Consider the following 18434-nt stretch of genomic DNA (forward strand, 5'->3'; position numbering starts at 1 on the left):
AAAATAACACAGAGTTCTACAGAGCAATAAATACATAAAACACTCTGTGGAACTCTGTGTTACTCTGTGGTGGAAAAAATAATTAGAAATGAAATTAAACCTGAAAAATCCCATTGTTTTTTTTGATTTAGAAACAACCGGAACCAATATCAACACAGACCGAATTGTTGAAATCTGCTATCTGAAAGTATATCCGAATGGAAATGAAGAAGCAAAAACATTACGTATCAATCCTGAAATGCATATCCCGGAAGCATCTTCTGCTATACATGGCATTTATGATGCCGACGTAGTCGATTGCCCTACTTTCAAAGAAGTGGCGAAAAACATAGCCAGGGACATTGAAGGTTGCGATTTGGCAGGATTTAATTCCAATCGTTTTGATATTCCTGTCCTTGCTGAAGAGTTCCTTCGCGCCGGAGTGGACATTGATATGACGAAACGCAAATTTGTAGACGTACAGGTGATCTTCCACAAAATGGAACAACGCACCCTGTCTGCTGCCTATAAATTCTATTGCGACAAGAATCTGGAAGATGCACACACTGCCGAAGCAGATACACGGGCCACTTACGAAGTGCTGAAAGCACAGCTCGACCGTTACTCCGATCTTCAGAATGATATTGCGTTCCTGGCAGATTATTCAAGTTTCAGCAAGAATGTAGACTTTGCCGGACGCATGGTGTACGATGATAATGGGGTGGAAGTGTTCAACTTCGGAAAATATAAAGGAATGTCTGTAGCCGAGGTTTTGAAGAAAGATCCCGGATATTACAGTTGGATTTTGAATAGTGATTTCACGTTGAACACTAAGGCGGCATTGACAAAAATCCGTTTGCGTGAAATGAGTAATTTGATTACAAAATAATGCTAAAAGGAAAAAAAATAATTCTTGGAATTACCGGCAGTATTGCCGCGTACAAGGCGTGCTATATCATTCGCGGACTGATAAAACAGGGAGCGGAAGTGCAAGTCGTAATTACTCCGGCGGGAAAAGAATTTATTACTCCCATCACTCTTTCGGCTTTGACCAGCAAACCGGTCATCAGTGAGTTTTTTGCCCAGCGTGACGGAACGTGGAATAGCCACGTCGATCTCGGATTGTGGGCGGATGCTGTATTGATTGCACCTGCCACTGCCTCTACTATCGGTAAAATGGCCAATGGAATAGCCGACAATATGCTCATAACAACTTATCTTTCGGCAAAAGCTCCCGTGTTTGTTGCTCCGGCAATGGATCTCGATATGTTTGCCCATCCTGCCACCCAGAAAAATCTGGATATCCTGCGTTCTTACGGTAATCACATTATCGAGCCGGGAACAGGAGAATTAGCCAGCCACTTGGTAGGAAAGGGACGTATGGAAGAGCCGGAAAACATCATCCGGGTATTGGATGAATTCTTCGCTTCGAGTGATGAACTATCCGGAAAGAAAGTGATGATTACAGCCGGACCTACTTACGAAAAAATTGACCCGGTGCGTTTCATAGGCAATTATTCTTCCGGAAAGATGGGATTTGCGTTGGCAGAAGAATGTGCCCGTCGCGGAGCGCAGGTGACATTGATAACAGGTCCTGTGCAGCTCAAAACGAAACATTCCCGTATCCGGCGTGTAGATGTGGAATCAGCAGAAGAAATGTATGCGGCTTCACAGATCTATTTTCCAGATGCTGATGCAGGTATTCTTTGTGCGGCAGTAGCCGACTACCGTCCGGAAACAGTGGCCGACAAGAAGATTAAGCGGGAGAAAGAAGAGGAACTAACCCTCCATCTTCAGGCAACACAAGACATCGCTGCCAATTTAGGAGCACTGAAAGGGAAAAATCAGTTATTGGTTGGCTTTGCCCTCGAAACCAATAATGAGCAGCAGAATGCCGAAGGAAAGCTCGAACGCAAAAACTTCGACTTTATTGTGCTCAATTCGTTGAATGATGCTGGAGCCGGTTTTCGCCATGATACCAATAAAATAAGTATCATTGACAGGAAAGGTCGTACAGACTATCCTCTGAAGCCGAAGACGGAAGTAGCCCAAGACATCATCGACCGTCTGGTAGCCACCCTGTCTCCCGGTTTTTAATTTTTAATCTTTAATTAAAATAGAAGGTGTTACGTTCACTATACATTCAGAATTACGCATTGATAGAAAAACTGGATATCAGTTTTGAAACAGGCTTTTCCGTTATAACAGGTGAAACGGGAGCCGGAAAATCAATTATTCTGGGAGCTATCGGACTCCTGTTAGGACAGCGTGCCGATGTGAAAGCGATTCGCCACGGAGCTTCCAAATGTATCATAGAGGCACGTTTCGATATATCTGCCTATGGTATGCGTCCGTTTTTCGAAGAAAACGAGTTGGAATATGATGAAGAGTGCATTTTGCGTCGTGAAGTGCAGTCTTCCGGTAAGAGCCGGGCATTCATCAACGATACTCCTGCTTCGTTGGCACAAGTGAAAGAGCTGGGCGAACAGCTGATAGATGTACATTCGCAACATCAGAATCTGCTGCTTAATAAAGAAGGATTTCAGTTGAATGTGCTTGATATTCTGGCGCATAATGACGCTGCATTGGCGAAATATCATCTGTGTTATGACGAATGGAAACAGACAGATCGCGAACTCGCTGAATTAGTGTCACTGGCAGAGAAAAGTCGCTCCGATGAAGATTATATCCGCTTCCAACTCGAACAGCTCGAAGAAGCCTGTTTGGTGGAAGGCGAACAGGAAGAACTGGAGCAGGAAGCTGAAACATTAAGTCATGCAGAAGAGATAAAAGCCGGACTTTACCGGGTGGAGCAGTCGTTTGCTTCGGATGAAGGTGGCTTGCTTTCTTATCTGAAAGACAGTCTGAATACACTGAATAATCTGCAAAGAGTATATCAGCCGGCCAAGGAACTTACCGAACGTATGGAGAGCGCTTATATCGAACTGAAAGATATTTCGCACGAAGTCTCTTTACAAAGTGACTCCGTTGAATTCAATCCGGTTCGTCTGGACGAAGTGAATGAACGGTTGAATCTGATTTATTCCTTACAGCAGAAACATCGGGTACAAACCCTTGATGAATTGATAGCGCTAACGGATGAATACCGCAGCAAATTGTCGGACATCACTTCCTATGATGAGCGTATCGCCGAACTGACTGCTCGCAAAGAGGAACAATATAAACAAGTGAAACAACAGGCAGAAGTGCTGACCAAAGCCCGTACGAAAGCTGCTCGTGAAGTAGAAAAACAGCTGGCTGTCCGGTTGATTCCATTAGGAATGCCGAATGTTCGTTTCCAGATAGAAATGGGACTGAAGAAAGAGCCGGGATTGCAAGGAGAAGATACAGTCAACTTCCTGTTTTCCGCCAATAAGAACGGCACCTTGCAGAATATCTCTTCTGTAGCTTCAGGAGGTGAAATCGCCCGTGTCATGCTTTCTATCAAGGCGATGATTGCCGGAGCCGTCAAGCTGCCGACTATCGTATTTGATGAAATAGATACCGGAGTCTCCGGTGAAATAGCCGACCGTATGGCGGACATGATGCAGGAGATGGGCGACCGCAACCGTCAGGTAATCAGTATCACCCACCTGCCGCAGATTGCTGCCCGTGGGCGTGCTCATTATAAGGTATACAAGAAAGATAGCGATACGGAAACTAACAGCCATATCCGCCGTCTCACTGACGAAGAACGGGTAGAGGAAATAGCTCACATGCTTAGTGGTGCCACTCTCACCGAAGCTGCCCTTAGCAATGCCAAATCCCTGCTTGCCCGCAACTGATAAATAGTGAATAGTAAATAGTAAAATAGTAAATCAACCAGATGTTAGATAAAAGTGAAATGATTTTCGGCGTTCGTGCCGTGATAGAAGCCCTTCAGGCTGGAAAAGAGATAGATAAGATCCTCGTGAAGAAAGATATTCAAAGTGATCTTTCCAAGGAGCTTTTTGCAGCTTTGAAAGGTACGCTGATACCTGTTCAGCGTGTTCCGGTAGAGCGTATCAACCGTATTACCCGGAAAAATCATCAAGGAGTGATCGCCTTCATTTCTTCTGTGACTTATCAGAAAGCGGAGGATCTTGTTCCTTTCTTGTTTGAGCAAGGAAAAAATCCGTTTTTTGTTATGCTCGACGGAGTGACCGATGTACGCAATTTCGGGGCGATTGCACGTACCTGCGAATGTGCGGCTGTCGATGCTGTGATTATTCCTGTCCGGGGTAGTGCGTCGGTCAATGCTGACGCCGTGAAAACATCGGCAGGAGCGCTACATACTCTTCCGGTATGCCGTGAACAGAACCTCCGTTCGACTCTGCAATATCTGAAAGATAGTGGTTTCCGCATTGTGGCTGCTACCGAAAAAGGAGATTATGACTATACCAAGGCCGATTATACAGGTCCCCTCTGCATCATAATGGGAGCGGAGGATACAGGAGTTTCTTATGAAAACCTTGCCCTCTGTGATGAATGGGTGAAAATTCCGATGCTGGGCACTATCGAATCCCTGAATGTCTCTGTAGCTGCCGGTATCCTGATTTACGAAGCTGTGAAACAAAGAAACAATGACTGATATGAAGAAGATTTTAATTCTACCTTTGCTGCTTTTCTTCCTGGTACAAGGAAGCATGGCACAAACCCCAAAATGGGTAGAGAAGGCAAAACGTGCAGTCTTCTCAATAGTGACTTATGACAAGAATGATAAAATGCTGAATACGGGAAACGGATTCTTTGTGTCCGAAGACGGATTGGCTTTATCAGATTATACTCTTTTTAAAGGAGCCGAACGTGCGGTAGTGATTACTTCCGAAGGCAAGCAGATGCCGGTCAGCCTGATACTTGGAGCGAATGACATGTATGATGTCATTAAGTTTCGTGTGGCTATCACCGAGAAGAAAGTGCCTGCACTGATCGTTGCCAAAACAGCCCCGGTGACAGGAGCCGATGCATGGATGCTTCCTTATTCTACACAAAAAAGTATTGCTTGCGTTACTGGTAAGGTGAAAGATGTTTCCAAAGTAGCCGGAGAATACCATTATTATACATTGAGCATGCATATGAAAGATAAGATGGTGAGCTGTCCGGTGATGAATGCGGAAGGTCAGGTATTTGGTATTGCGCAGAAATCATCCGGTATCGATACGGTGACTACTTGTTATGCGGCGGGAGCAGCTTTTGCCATGTCGCAGAAAATCAGTGCTCTTTCTTTGGGAGACGCTGCCTTGAAAAGCATTGGTATCCGGAAAGGTTTACCTGAAACGGAAGATCAGGCATTAGTGTATCTGTTCATGGCCTCTTCGAGCCTCTCGGGCGAGGACTATGAAAAGCTGTTGGATGACTTCATTCGCCAGTTCCCTGCCAATGCAGATGGTTATCTCCGTCGTGCCAATTATTATGCATCTAAAGGTAAAGACGATCAGACCTGGTATGATAAAGCCGTTGCCGACTTTAATCAGGCTCTGAAAGTAGCCCAGAAGAAAGATGATGTATATTATAATATAGGTAAGCTAATGTATGCTTATCAATTATCGAAGCCGGAGAAAACTTATAAAGACTGGACGTATGACACTGCTTTGAAGAATGTCCGTCAGGCAATCGCTATTGATCCGCTGCCAATTTACATTCAAATGGAAGGTGATATACTGTTTGCCCAACAAGACTATGCTGGTGCTTTGGCTGCTTATGAAAAGGTAAATACTAGCAATATTGCTTCTCCGGCCTCTTTCTTTAGTGCTGCCAAGACGAAAGAACTGCTGAAAGGGGATCCGAAAGAAGTGGTAGCCTTAATGGATAGCTGTATTGCCCGTTGCCCGCAACCGATTACGGCCGACTTTGCTCCATATTTGTTGGAACGTGCGCAGATGAATATGAATGCCGATCAGGCGCGAAATGCAATGCTCGATTATGATGCTTACCATACGGCAGTCAAGGGAGAAGTGAACGACGTGTTCTATTATTATCGCGAACAGGCAGCTTTGAAAGCACGTCAGTTTCAACGCGCTTTAGACGATATTGCCAAGGCCATCGAGATGAATCCGACAGACCTCACCTACCAGGCAGAGCATGCAGTTGTAAACCTCCGTGTAGGACGGTATGAAGAAGCCATTCAGATTTTAAATAATATATTGAAGACTGATCCTAAATATGGTGAGGCTTACCGTTTATTGGGACTTTGCCAGATACAGCTGAAGAAGACAGATGAAGCTTGCGGCAACTTTAAGAAAGCGAAAGAATTGGGTGATCCGAATGCAGATGAATTGATAACCAAATACTGCAAGTAAAAAGATCATCTTCTTGAAGATAAAAAATGAATCCCTGCCAACTCGAAAATTGGCAGGGATTCCTCGTTTTTGGGGACGTTGTATAAAAAACTCTCTCTCTTTTTTATTTTTCCCCACTTCACTTGTTAAGTTCAGGTTGTAGGTTTTAATGATATATGGTTTGATTTCCCTTTTTCCCCTCTTTTATAAGTTAAATGCATGGTTATTGAAAATACTGCATGGCTTCACTTATTTTTTTTAGAAATAATTCGAATTTCTATCTAAAACAGTAAGTAAATTTAAAATCGTGGTTCATTTTATCTATAATCTTACTATATTCCGCACGTTTTTAATAACACGTATGAGATAAGTTATAATTTATGGAAAAAAATCGATTTACTATTTGTGCAAACAATTACATCGACTGTTTGCGACAAGAGGGTCGTTATTCTACGGCCCATGTGTATAAACACGCTATTCGTTCTTTTTCGCAGTTTTGTGGAACTCAATCCATCACGTTTAGTAAGATAAACCGTGAAACTCTAAAGAGGTATAGCAACTATCTGATGGCTTCCCGTTTGAAGCCCAATACGATTTCTACGTATATGCGTATGTTGCGTAGTATCTACAATCGTGGTGTCGATATGCATCAGGCTCCTTATGTACATGGTTTGTTCCGGGATGTTTTTACCGGGGTGGACACACGTCAGAAGAAAGCTATCCCGATCGGCGAACTTCACATGCTATTAAACAAAGATCCTCAATCGGAAAAGCTTCGTCGGACGCAGGCCATTGCCAATCTGTTATTTCAGTTTTGTGGAATGCCTTTTTCTGATTTAGCCCATTTGGAAAAGTCCAATCTGGAGCGGGGGCTTTTGAAGTACAATCGTACCAAGACCGGTACTCCTATGAGTATAGAAGTGCTGGAGTCAGCGCAGAATGCAATTGGGGGATTGTACAATAAATCTGACGCCCGGAGTTCTGGCTATCCTGATTATCTTTTCCGGATATTAAGCGGAGCGTACAAGCGGAATGAAGAAGGAGCCTATCGTGAGTATCAGTCAGCTTTGAGACGTTTTAATAATGAGTTGAAAAGCCTGTCTAGAAAATTAAGGCTACATTCGCCCGTCACGTCGTATACGCTTCGTCATTCTTGGGCTACGACTGCTAAGTACAGAGGTGTACCTATCGAAATGATTAGCGAATCACTAGGACACAAATCTATTAAAACAACACAGATATATTTAAAGGGTTTCGAATTGGAAGAAAGAACAAAAGTAAATAAATTGAATTATTCTTACGTTTGTAATTTTAAAATGCTCTGATTAATATTATTAAAGCATTATGGATTAGGGACTTAATGCTGATGTTACTTCTTAGGTAACGGACAACACACATATAGAATACACATCGCTGTGAAAAAAAGAAAAAAATCGATTATGAGGGAATATAAAAGCGGGCACCTAACATTCAATATAAAACATTCTTGAATTTAGGTAATAAAAAGCCTTTGAGCATGAAGATGTTATCCTTCATGTTCAGATAGATTTATGTTGCATATTTTAGAGAAAAAGGAAAAAAAGAAGTTTATTGTTTGTTTGCTATTAATATTTTTACCTATCTTTGTAGCGAATATAATTCCGTTACCTAAGAAGTAACGGATGAACATGGGGTAAAAAATATGATTTTAACGAAACCGAAATCAGTAAATGCCGGGCCTAGTAGTGGGACAGGGGAAGGCGTAGCACACTCAAAACGCTGGTATGTAGCACTCGTTCGAATGCATCACGAGAAAAAAGTTGCCGAGCGTTTGTCTAAGATGGGAATTGATTCTTTTGTTCCCGTTCAACAACAAATTCATCAATGGAGTGACCGTCGTAAGATGGTTGATACAGTCTTACTCCCAATGATGGTTTTTGTACATGTCAATCCAAAAGAACGTATGGAAGTCCTTTCATTTTCTACGGTCAGCCGTTATATGGTGATGCGTGGAGAGAGCACTCCTGCCGTTATTCCTGACGAGCAGATGGCCCGTTTCCGTTTCATGCTCGATTATTCCGAAGAAGCAGTCTGTATGAATGATACTCCACTAGCGCGTGGTGAGAAAGTTCGTGTCATAAAAGGTCCTTTGAGTGGACTTGTTGGCGAACTTGTGACTGTAGGCGGGAAGAGTAAGATTGCCGTTCGTTTAAATATGCTTGGCTGTGCTTGTGTAGATATGCCAATCGGTTATGTAGAATCCACAAAAATCACCAATGACAACACGAAGAAAATTTAACGTATTTCTATTCATTCTGTTGCTGGGAGTTTTTTCTCCTTTAATGGCTCAAAGCATGAGCGACTCCCAAGTTCTTGAATATGTAAAGGATGGCATCCGCCAGGGTAAAGAACAAAAACAGCTAGCTTCTGAACTGGCACGTAGAGGTGTGACCAAAGAACAGGCAACTCGTGTGAAGCAACTATATGAACAACAAAACAATGTCAATGCTTCCAATGCAACGGGTACCGACATCAATGAATCACGCCTTCGTGAGGAAATGAAAGAAAACACTTCCGATATGCTGGAAGACCACCCGAGCACTCAAGACCTCGCACGCGGCAACCAGGTTTTCGGACGAAATATCTTCAACACTCGTAACCTGACTTTTGAACCCAGCGTCAACATCGCCACTCCCTTGAACTATCGTCTGGGTCCGGGTGATGAAGTGATTATCGATATCTGGGGAGCCAGCCAGAACACTATCCGCCAACAGATTTCTCCTGACGGCACGATCAACATTCAGAAAATAGGTCCTGTCAACCTGAACGGACTAACTATTGCTGAAGCCAATGACTATCTCAAAAAGACATTAAACAAGATATATAATGGTCTTAATAATGCGAATGATCCCACCTCTGACATCCGTCTGACTTTGGGTAGCATACGTACTATCCAGATCAATGTAATGGGTGAGGTTGTCCAACCGGGCACTTACTCCCTCTCTTCTTTTGCCACAGTCTTTCATGCACTTTACCGCGCTGGTGGAGTCAGTGACATAGGAAGCCTTCGCAATGTCCAGCTGGTACGTAACGGCAAAAATATCGCCACGATCGATGTCTACCAATTTATCATGAAAGGAAACATTCAGGATGACATCCGGCTTCAGGAAGGGGATGTAGTAATAGTCCCCGCCTATGACGTATTGGTTAAGATCGACGGAAAAGTGAAACGCCCGATGCGTTTCGAAATGAAAAAGGATGAAAGCCTATCCACTCTTATCAGCTATGCCGGTAGCTTTGAAGCCGACGCCTACACCCGTTCCTTACGTGTCGTACGCCAGAACGGACAGGAATATGAAGTAAACACAGTCAAAGACCTTGACTATAGTGTCTATAAAATGCGAAACGGTGATGTTGTGACCGCCGAAGCCATCCTTAACCGCTTCATCAACAAACTTGAAATCCGTGGAGCCGTTTATCGTCCCGGCATCTACCAGTTGAATGGAAAACTGAATACTGTCCGTGAACTGGTAAACGAAGCCCAAGGCCTGACCGGTGATGCCTTCTTGAACCGTGCCGTTCTCTACCGCCAGCGTGAGGACTTGACTACCGAAGTTGTTCCAGTAGACATTAAAGCTATCATGGACGGTACTTCCCAAAACATCATCCTGATGAAAAACGATATCCTTTATATTCCTAGTATTCATGACCTGGAAGACAGAGGCAACGTCGTAATCCACGGTGAAGTAGCCAAACCTGATTCCTATCCTTATGCGGATAACATGACCCTTGAAGACTTGATCATTCAAGCAGGTGGATTGCGTGAAGCCGCTTCTGTAGTCCGTGTAGATGTATCCCGTAGGATTAAGAATCCTCGTAGTACAGTGGATAACGATACTATCGGCCAGATATATACATTTTCTCTAAAAGAAGGTTTTATTGTAGATGGAACTCCCGGCTTTGTCCTTCAACCTTACGATGAAGTTTATGTACGTCGCAGTCCGGGGTATCAAGCTCAACAGAATGTAGTTGTTGAAGGTGAAATTCTGTTTGGAGGCTCTTATGCAATGACCAGTCGTGAAGAACGTCTTTCGGACTTAATCAATAAAGCTGGAGGTGCAACGAATTATGCCTACTTACGTGGTGCCAAATTGACTCGTGTAGCCAATGCTAGTGAAAAGAAACGCATGAGTGATGTAATCCGTTTGATGAGCAGACAGTTGGGTGAAGCTATGATGGACTCTTTGGGTGTTCGCGTAGAGGACCATTTTACAGTCGGTATTGATTTGGAGAAAGCATTAGCGAATCCTGGAAGTACAGCAGATATTGTCTTGCGTGAAGGTGATGTAATTTCTATCCCGAAAAACAATAATACGGTTACGATTAATGGTGCTGTAATGGTTCCGAATACAGTTTCTTATATAAAGGGTGAAGATATGGATTATTACCTGAATCAGGCCGGTGGTTATTCTGAAAATGCAAAGAAGAGTAAGAAATTCATCGTTTATATGAACGGCCAGGTAACTAAAGTGAAAGGTAGTGGTAAGAGACAGATTGAGCCGGGATGTGAGATAATTGTGCCTAGTAAAGCTAAGAAGAAAACTAATATTGGAAATATCTTAGGTTATGCTACTACATTCAGTACTTTAGGAATGATGGTTGCTTCTATCGCTAATTTAATCAAGAAATAACGAATACCTCTATGGCTACTCTGACGGAACAAGTATCTGAAAAGGAAATAAAACAGAGACAGGACATTCATACAGATGAAGAGATCGAATTAGATCTGATGGATATTCTTCGTAAGCTTATAGGTATTCGCAAGACAATCTATAAAGCTGCCGGCGTTGGACTGGTAATTGGCATTATTGTCGCGATAAGTATTCCAAGGCAATACACGGTTGAAGTGACTCTTTCTCCGGAGATGGGGAGCGTTAAAGGTGGTGGTTTGTCAGGTCTGGCAGCTTCTTTTTTGGGGAGTGAGGTTTCTATGGGGGATGGAACGGATGCTTTAAATACCTCTTTGTCCCCGGACATTGTTTCTTCTACTCCTTTCTTGTTGGAACTTTCTACAATGAAAATAGCGGGAATAAAAGATGAAGCTATGACTTTGAACACTTACCTAGACGAAGAATCCTCTCCTTGGTGGAACTATGTAATCGGATTTCCGGGCATGGTAATTGGTGGGGTGAAGTCTTTGTTTGCTGAAGAAGAGAATGAATCAAGAGCTTTGAACAGAATCAGTCAAGGCACAATCGAATTATCTAAAAAAGAGTCAAAAAAAATCGAAATCCTAAAGGAAATGATTGTTGCCGCTGTAGATAAGAAAACGTCCATGACTTCCGTTGCTGTAACCATGCAGAATCCCAGGGCCGCCGCAGTCGTAGCTGATTCTGTGGTGAAAAAGCTGCAGGAATATATCATAGACTATCGTATTACCAAGTCGAAAGAAGATTGCATTTATCTGGAGAAACTCTTCAAAGAGCGCCAGCAGGAATATTATTCCGCGCAGCAGAAATATGCTGATTATCTGGACTCTCATGACAATATCATATTGCAAAGTGTCCGTGCCGAACAGGAACGCTTGCAGAATGATATGAGTTTGGCTTATCAGGTATATAGTCAAGTGGCAAGCCAGCTTCAGGTTGCCAGAGCTAAAGTCCAGGAAGAAAAGCCGGTCTTTGCTATTGTAGAGCCTGCGGTAGTGCCATTGGAACCTTCGGGAACGAGTAGGAAAATATATGTATTGGTATTTGTTTTCCTGTCTGTTTGTGTCGTTATATCCTGGAATTTATTCGGAAGAGATTTTCTGAATAAATTTAAAGAACTCCGGGCTTAATATATCTAATTGGTGAAGTGATATGGCATCAACTAATCAGATAAATAAAGTAGTAGAATTTATTGCAGTTTTGGGAGATTTGATCATCCTCAATATCTGTTTGTTTCTATTACTATTTTATTGGGAAAATGTATATATGCATTCTCCTTTTTCTTGTACTGTTTCTTTGATGATGACTTCTCTTAGTCTTTGTTATTTGGCCTGTTCTGCATCTCGAGGAAAGGTTTGGAGTAGTAGGGAAATTCGTGCGGATCAACTTGTATTGCGTGTACTGAAGAATATTGTAACTTTTTCAGTATTTTGGGCATGTATTATGGCATTTAGTGGAATATCTATTATTTCTCCTCTTTTTTTTGTTATCTATTTTTTTACACTTTTTGTTGTATTAAGTATTTATCGTATTATAATTCGTCATTCGCTGATTGCTTATTGCGCCAAGGGCAAACATAAGCGTTATGCTGTTTTTATTGGTGGAGGCAATAATATGCAGATGTTATATGAAGAAATGGAAAGTTCTTTGGCATCTATTTATGAAGTTGTTGGTTATTTTGATATTAAACATAATGAGACTTTTTCATCTCAATGTCTATATTTGGGTAGTCCTGAAAGTTTTGCTGATTTTATGTCTGGACAAACAGGAATAAAGCATGTTTTTTGTTCCTTGTCGATGGAGGAAGGACGCTATAATTTTTCTATAATGAATTATTGTGAGAACCATTTGCTCTATTTTCATGGTGTTCCTAATGTTTGCAAGGGTTTTCCTCGACGAATTTGGCACAGCATGGTTGGTAATATGCCTATTTTGAATCTACGTTATGAACCTTTGGGTAAGATGGAAAACCGTATATTAAAACGAATATTTGACATTGTTTTCTCCGGTCTTTTTCTGGTTACTGTATTTCCTTTTATTTATCTCATAGTTGGAAGTATCATAAAGTTAACTTCTCCCGGTCCTGTATTTTTTAAGCAAATGCGGACAGGTTTGAACGGTGTGGATTTTGTATGTTACAAGTTCCGTTCCATGAAAGTGAATGATGAAGCCGACAGCAAACAGGCTACGATTGATGATCCTCGAAAAACTCGTTTTGGAGACTTTCTTCGGCGTTCTAATATTGATGAACTTCCACAACTTATTAATGTATTTAAGGGGGATATGTCAATAGTAGGACCTCGTCCACATATGTTAGCTCATACAGAGACTTATGCCCAGTTGATTGATAAGTATATGGTGCGTCATTTTATTAAACCTGGCGTAACCGGTTGGGCACAAACGCATGGTTTTCGCGGTGAAACGAAAGAACTGTCACAAATGGAAGGACGTGTAAAGGCTGATATTTGGTATATGGAGCATTGGACGATATTGCTAGACTTATATATCATTTACAAGACTGTGGTGAATGTGATAGTTGGAGAGAAAAATGCGTATTGAAAAGAATTATATTTGTCAATATATCTTTTTCAGTGTTTGATGTTTAATCTTATAATGAATTATGTATCTTTTTAAAGATAGAATTAAAGGTTATCTACAGCATCCTATATTTAAGAGAACGGCTATATATACTATAACTGATGGCATAACTAAATCTATTTCTTTTATAGTATTGCCTATTGTATCCTATTTTATAATTCCTTCAGAATTAGGTATTGCTGCAAATTTTGATGTCCTTCAAAACATAGTAATACTATTAGCTGGTCAGGTTGTAGTAAATTCATTACCCTATTTCTATTATGAAAGGACCAAAGAAGAGGTCGCTATATTGGTTAGTAATCTACTTTTTCAAGTTTTATTACTTAACATGATTTTTGCGATAATTATTGTTTTCTGTACTAATATAATAGATGGATATTTACATATAGGATTATCATTACAATTGCTTACAGTGTTGAGTAGTATTTGTATGTTGGCAAACAGTGTGAACTTCATTTTATATAGGATGGAGGATAATCCTATTAACTTTGCGAAATTGCAGATTGGTCAGGTTATTGTATATGTCGGATTACTTATTATTTTAGTAGTAGGATATGAACAACAGGCATTTGGAAAGATTTTGAGTCATGTAGTAGCAATGTTTATTATGTCTTTTATTCATCTTTCACTATTATATAAGAGAGGGTATCTGTTATTTAAAGTAGACCTTAACATTCAAAAGACTTTAATGAAGTTTGGAATACCTCTTTTGCCGCATTCTTTATCTTTTTGGATAAAAGGAGGGATGGATAAAGTTATTCTTACAACATATTGCGGACTGTCTGTTAATGGTCTTTATTCGATGGCTTTGAGCTTTGGTGCAGTTTACGCTTTGTTTAATACCTCTTTTAATAATGTTTATGTGCCGGAACTTCAAAAAAGGTTATCTAAGATGACACCGGAAAATGAATATGAAGAAAAAAAGTTCCTAGTAAAATTGTCATATAAATTAGGCGGTGCTTTTTTTGTGTTGGGCCTTATCGTAATTTTCCTATGCTGGTTTTTGGTTCATTATGTTTTGAGCGAGCAATATGCTTCTTCTTTCCAATATGTGCCATGGATAATATTGTCGTCTACGATATATTCATTTTACGGGTTAGTTATTCAATATCCATATACTGTGAAAAAAACATTCGGATTAGGTGTAGTAACATTGTTAGGCAGTGGTATTCAGCTTTTATTAACTTTTTTATTGGTGAAAACAATTGGAGCCGATGGTGTAAAATACAGCTTGGTTATTGGGTCTTTAGTTATTATGTTAGGAGTTTGGTGGTATAGTAATAAAGTTTATCCCATGCCATGGTTTTCACGGCTATAAATTAATCAATATATGAGAAAGATTGTACTTCTTTCATTTGCTAATACAGACTATTCTGATTCTTTAATCAGATTGCGAAAAGAAACGGAAGTTTTTCCTTTTGATGAGAGAGTTTTTCTTACAGAAAAAGACCTTAAGCCTGAATTAAGAAAGAAAATTCATTGGTTTAAGCATCGGCGTGGCTATGGATATTGGCGTTGGAAAGGATTTATTATATATAATCAACTTCAAAGAATGGAAGATGGTGATATACTAGTTTATTCTGATGCGGGAAATGTTTTTAATTATAAAGGAATACCAAGGTTTCTGGAATATATAAAGATGTTGGATAACAGTATTTCGGGAATTTTGGCATTCCAAGAAAGATATAAAGAAAAGGAATATACGAAAGCTGATTTATTTGAATTTTTAAATGTGAACAGTGGAGATTCTGCAATGGAATCTAATCAACTTCTATCCGGATGTATCTTTCTTAAAAAGAATAATATAACATTGACTTTGACAAAACAATGGTATGATATTAATCTTTATCATTACGACTTGGTTACTGATAAAAGATCTAAAATTCCCAATTATGACGGCTTTATAGAAAATCGTCATGATCAAAGTGTTTTTTCTTTATTAGCAAAGAAATGCAATCCTATTATTCAGAATACGGATGAGTTTGTTGCAGTGGATAATGATTGGGATAAATTATCAGATAAACCTATCCATGCTAAAAGAGCTCGTTACAGTGATCAATCTTTAAAAAAGAAGATAAAACGTTTCTTATTGAGACCCTTGATTTTAGTGATTCGCTGGTATATTATTATATTTGAGAATATGGATATGCAGCGTCCCTTTCAAGTAAAAGGAAGAACTTATTAATTGTTGTCATTGACGTATATGAAAGCAATAATAGTAAAGCGTTCTTATATAGAGGATATGATAGCTGTATTACTGATATTATTATCATCCGGTACATTTTGCTTTTATCATCAACATTCTATATTATCATGCTTTTCATTATTCTTTTATGGGGCATATTTATTTGTAAGGCGTAAAACTCGTTTGAGTTCAGTTATAAAGAATAAAAGTTTTTTATTTGTTGTTATTTACACATTTTGGATATGGATAAATTTTCTTGTAATTAATACTAATCATGTAGAAGCTGTCACTCAACCCTATGTATATTGTTTAGTACTTTGGGGGACATTTTTTATGACTTTGTCAATGAGTTACAGTGCATTTAAGAGTTTGTTGTTGGATCTGACCTATGTCATTTGTATTATTAGCATAGCTTTGTACGCACTGTATCATATAGGGTTGATATCTCCTCGTTCGGTAGAGGGAGTTCATGGTGGAACGCATTATTTGCTTTTATTTGATGTTATAAAATTAGGTTATGATAGCAATCGGATGTGTAGTCTGTGGTGGGAACCCAGTGCCTTTCAAGTCGTATTATCAATGACCCTATTTTTGTATATTCCCGATATGATATCTAATTTATTTAATAAGAAAACATTAAAAAAAGTATTCGTACTCATATTGGCTATGATATTATCACGATCTACATCCGGATATTTGGGATTAATGATAATTGTTCTCATAATTGTTTTACAGAATGATGTTTTGAAAAAGAGTAAATTTGCTTTTTTTCTTCTATTGTTAATAGCCGCTAGTGGTGTAATGTATATATATTCGAGTGATGTTATTCAAGACAAGCTTGAAGAAGATTATGGGAATCAAAATGCGGACGGATCACTGAATGTTCGTCTGTTTGATAACTTAGCTATGTTGCAAATGATTTCTGAACGTCCATTAGTAGGATACGGTATCGATTCAGAGGATTACGATATGAGATCTTTAGAACTAAACAATAGAACATCATCTAATGGAGTTCTTGCACAATGTGCGAGTTTGGGCCTTCCAATAATGTTCTTCTATTTAATAACAGTTTTTAAAACTTTAAAGCTCAAAGAATTACACTTTAATAATGTTGCTGCTTGTCTTTTGTTCTTGTTCCTTAATTGTTTCAATGGCATGATTATACATTCAATTGTATGGGCGGTATTTTTAGATTATAAAAAGAAAAATGCAGACTCTTAACCTCTTAATAATATAAACAATGAAGCAATGTGATATATCTGTCGTTTTAGGTTCAAAAAATAGAAAACAACTAATAAGAGCTACGATAGAAAGCATAAGGAAAAATAAATTCAATGGTTCAAAGGAAATCATTGTGATAGATGGTGGATCAACTGACGGTACGTGTGATTGGTTAGCAAAACAAAGAGATATTCTTACGATAATTCAACCGAATTACACTATAATAGATTTTGATGGCATAAAAAAAAGAAAACATTCTTGGGGGGAATTTATGAATATTGGATTTAGATATGCGCATGGGAAATATATTGTAATGGTTAGTGATGATCTAATTCTTGCTGATGATTGTTTACAAAATGGTTATGACGCAATGGAAAGTTTCTTAAAATCCGGTTTAAAGGTCGGTGCCGGTGCCTTTTATTTTAGAGAATATCCTCGTTATAATTATTATCGTGTAGGTACGCTTGGATCCTATATAGCGCTTAATCATGGCTATTATCTTAAAGCGGCATTAGAAGACGTTGATTATATAGATGAGAAATCGTATAATTTTTATTGTGGAGATGGAGATTTAATAATGCGTTTAAATAATGCAGGTTGGAAAACTGTTGATTTACCTGAATGTTTTGCCTTGCATCTTAATCATAAAGTTTTACGTCATAAATCGTTGCCTCAATGGCGTATTCAGGATGAGAACACTTTTCATAATAAATATTCAAAGTTAATAAATATTCCTTCTCCTCGTAAGGAATTGAAAGAGAAAAAGATAAATCCATTACCTTTTATTAAGCATGCTTATAGCTTTGTTATTCAAGGATATGTAATGAGATTTTTAGATAAATATCGGGTGGAAGAATGATAAAGAAAATGATCAGATTCTCATGGACGGTTTTAAATATTATCAGGTTGAATGTTAAGACATATAAACATGATAAAAAATTGTCAATTGGTAGAGGAGTTAGATTAGTGGGAAATATTCGATTTAAGTTGCATCGGAATTATGCAGGATTTACGATAGGCTCTCATACGCGTATAACGAGTGGTGAAAATACTCTTGGAGCCAATATGCGGTCATACATTGAGATTGAGGATGGAGCGATATTAGAAATAAAAGATAATGTTGCTATGAGTGATGTTTCAATATGGGTTCATAATTATGTCAGGATAGGTTCCTATGTTACAATGGGAGCCGGCTGTATGATAAACGATAGTAATAGCCACGCTTTGGACTACTTATCTCGACGTTATGAAAGAGAACTGGTTGATCTGCAAAATTATGCTTGCATAAAACATGCTCCGGTGATTATAGGGAATGATGTTTTTATTGGTGCACGGACAATTATTAATAAGGGTGTTACTATAGGTGATAGAAGTATTATTGCCGCTGGAAGCGTTGTGGTAAAAAATATTCCAAATGATTGTATTGCTGGAGGAAATCCCTGCAAAGTGATAAAACATGTTAATATTGGTAATGATGAAAAAGATTAAAATATTACTGAATCAAAT

15 protein-coding genes are annotated in these 18434 nt (G+C 39.3%); all 15 read left to right on the top strand.

The genetic code is table 11. The features are described from left to right. The first annotated feature begins 88 nt into the window (after window positions 1-88). Window positions 89-868, top strand: a complete 780-nt coding sequence (locus KSX81_RS20455) for a 3'-5' exonuclease (RefSeq protein ID WP_004297028.1) — start codon at window positions 89-91, stop codon at window positions 866-868. After that, the gene (coaBC, locus tag KSX81_RS20460) at window positions 868-2076 is read left to right on the top strand and encodes a bifunctional phosphopantothenoylcysteine decarboxylase/phosphopantothenate--cysteine ligase CoaBC (RefSeq protein WP_004297027.1); all 1209 of its coding nucleotides are present in this window, start codon (window positions 868-870) and stop codon (window positions 2074-2076) included. Before KSX81_RS20455 ends, coaBC begins: the two co-directional genes overlap by 1 nt. Before the next feature lie 26 nt (window positions 2077-2102). Continuing rightward, window positions 2103-3764 (top strand): DNA repair protein RecN, encoded by a 1662-nt coding sequence (gene recN, locus KSX81_RS20465; RefSeq protein ID WP_004304014.1) that lies wholly within the window; start codon window positions 2103-2105, stop codon window positions 3762-3764. Between the two features lie 41 nt (window positions 3765-3805). Next, a complete protein-coding gene (rlmB, locus tag KSX81_RS20470; RefSeq protein ID WP_004297025.1) occupies window positions 3806-4549 on the top strand; it encodes a 23S rRNA (guanosine(2251)-2'-O)-methyltransferase RlmB in 744 nt (247 codons plus the stop codon). Window position 4550: 1 nt separating this feature from the next. After that, window positions 4551-6257 carry a serine protease gene (locus tag KSX81_RS20475; protein ID WP_118418252.1) on the top strand — a complete coding sequence of 569 codons (1707 nt, stop codon included), beginning with the start codon at window positions 4551-4553 and terminating at the stop codon, window positions 6255-6257. 359 nt (window positions 6258-6616) lie between these two features. Further along, complete coding sequence (locus tag KSX81_RS20480; protein WP_004321252.1) at window positions 6617-7561, top strand: tyrosine-type recombinase/integrase; 945 nt, start codon at window positions 6617-6619, stop codon at window positions 7559-7561. Between the two features lie 356 nt (window positions 7562-7917). After that, complete coding sequence (locus KSX81_RS20485) at window positions 7918-8514, top strand: UpxY family transcription antiterminator (protein WP_004297022.1); 597 nt, start codon at window positions 7918-7920, stop codon at window positions 8512-8514. After that, window positions 8492-10906, top strand: coding sequence for an SLBB domain-containing protein (locus KSX81_RS20490; protein WP_181990042.1), 2415 nt, complete (start codon window positions 8492-8494; stop codon window positions 10904-10906). Before KSX81_RS20485 ends, KSX81_RS20490 begins: the two co-directional genes overlap by 23 nt. An 11-nt stretch (window positions 10907-10917) precedes the next feature. Beyond that, window positions 10918-12054, top strand: a complete 1137-nt coding sequence (locus KSX81_RS20495) for a chain-length determining protein (RefSeq protein WP_118418225.1) — start codon at window positions 10918-10920, stop codon at window positions 12052-12054. A 22-nt stretch (window positions 12055-12076) separates the two neighbouring features. Next, complete coding sequence (locus tag KSX81_RS20500; protein WP_118418226.1) at window positions 12077-13483, top strand: undecaprenyl-phosphate glucose phosphotransferase; 1407 nt, start codon at window positions 12077-12079, stop codon at window positions 13481-13483. A 61-nt stretch (window positions 13484-13544) separates the two neighbouring features. Beyond that, entirely contained in the window at window positions 13545-14840 is a 1296-nt protein-coding gene (locus tag KSX81_RS20505) for a lipopolysaccharide biosynthesis protein (protein WP_118418227.1), read from the top strand. A 12-nt stretch (window positions 14841-14852) separates the two neighbouring features. Beyond that, on the top strand, window positions 14853-15707 hold the full coding sequence (locus KSX81_RS20510; RefSeq protein ID WP_217725971.1) for a hypothetical protein: 855 nt from the start codon (window positions 14853-14855) through the stop codon (window positions 15705-15707). An 18-nt stretch (window positions 15708-15725) separates the two neighbouring features. Beyond that, window positions 15726-16928: an O-antigen ligase family protein gene (locus tag KSX81_RS20515; protein ID WP_118418229.1), complete on the top strand. Its 1203-nt coding sequence runs from the start codon at window positions 15726-15728 to the stop codon at window positions 16926-16928. Window positions 16929-16947: 19 nt separating this feature from the next. Beyond that, the gene (locus tag KSX81_RS20520) at window positions 16948-17787 is read left to right on the top strand and encodes a glycosyltransferase family 2 protein (protein WP_118418230.1); all 840 of its coding nucleotides are present in this window, start codon (window positions 16948-16950) and stop codon (window positions 17785-17787) included. After that, the gene (locus KSX81_RS20525; RefSeq protein ID WP_217725973.1) at window positions 17784-18416 is read left to right on the top strand and encodes an acyltransferase; all 633 of its coding nucleotides are present in this window, start codon (window positions 17784-17786) and stop codon (window positions 18414-18416) included. Before KSX81_RS20520 ends, KSX81_RS20525 begins: the two co-directional genes overlap by 4 nt. Window positions 18417-18434: the final 18 nt, after the last annotated feature.

It is taken from the genome of Bacteroides sp. MSK.18.37, from assembly GCF_019129155.2.
In the GTDB taxonomy this organism is placed as follows: Bacteria; Bacteroidota; Bacteroidia; order Bacteroidales; family Bacteroidaceae; genus Bacteroides; species Bacteroides ovatus.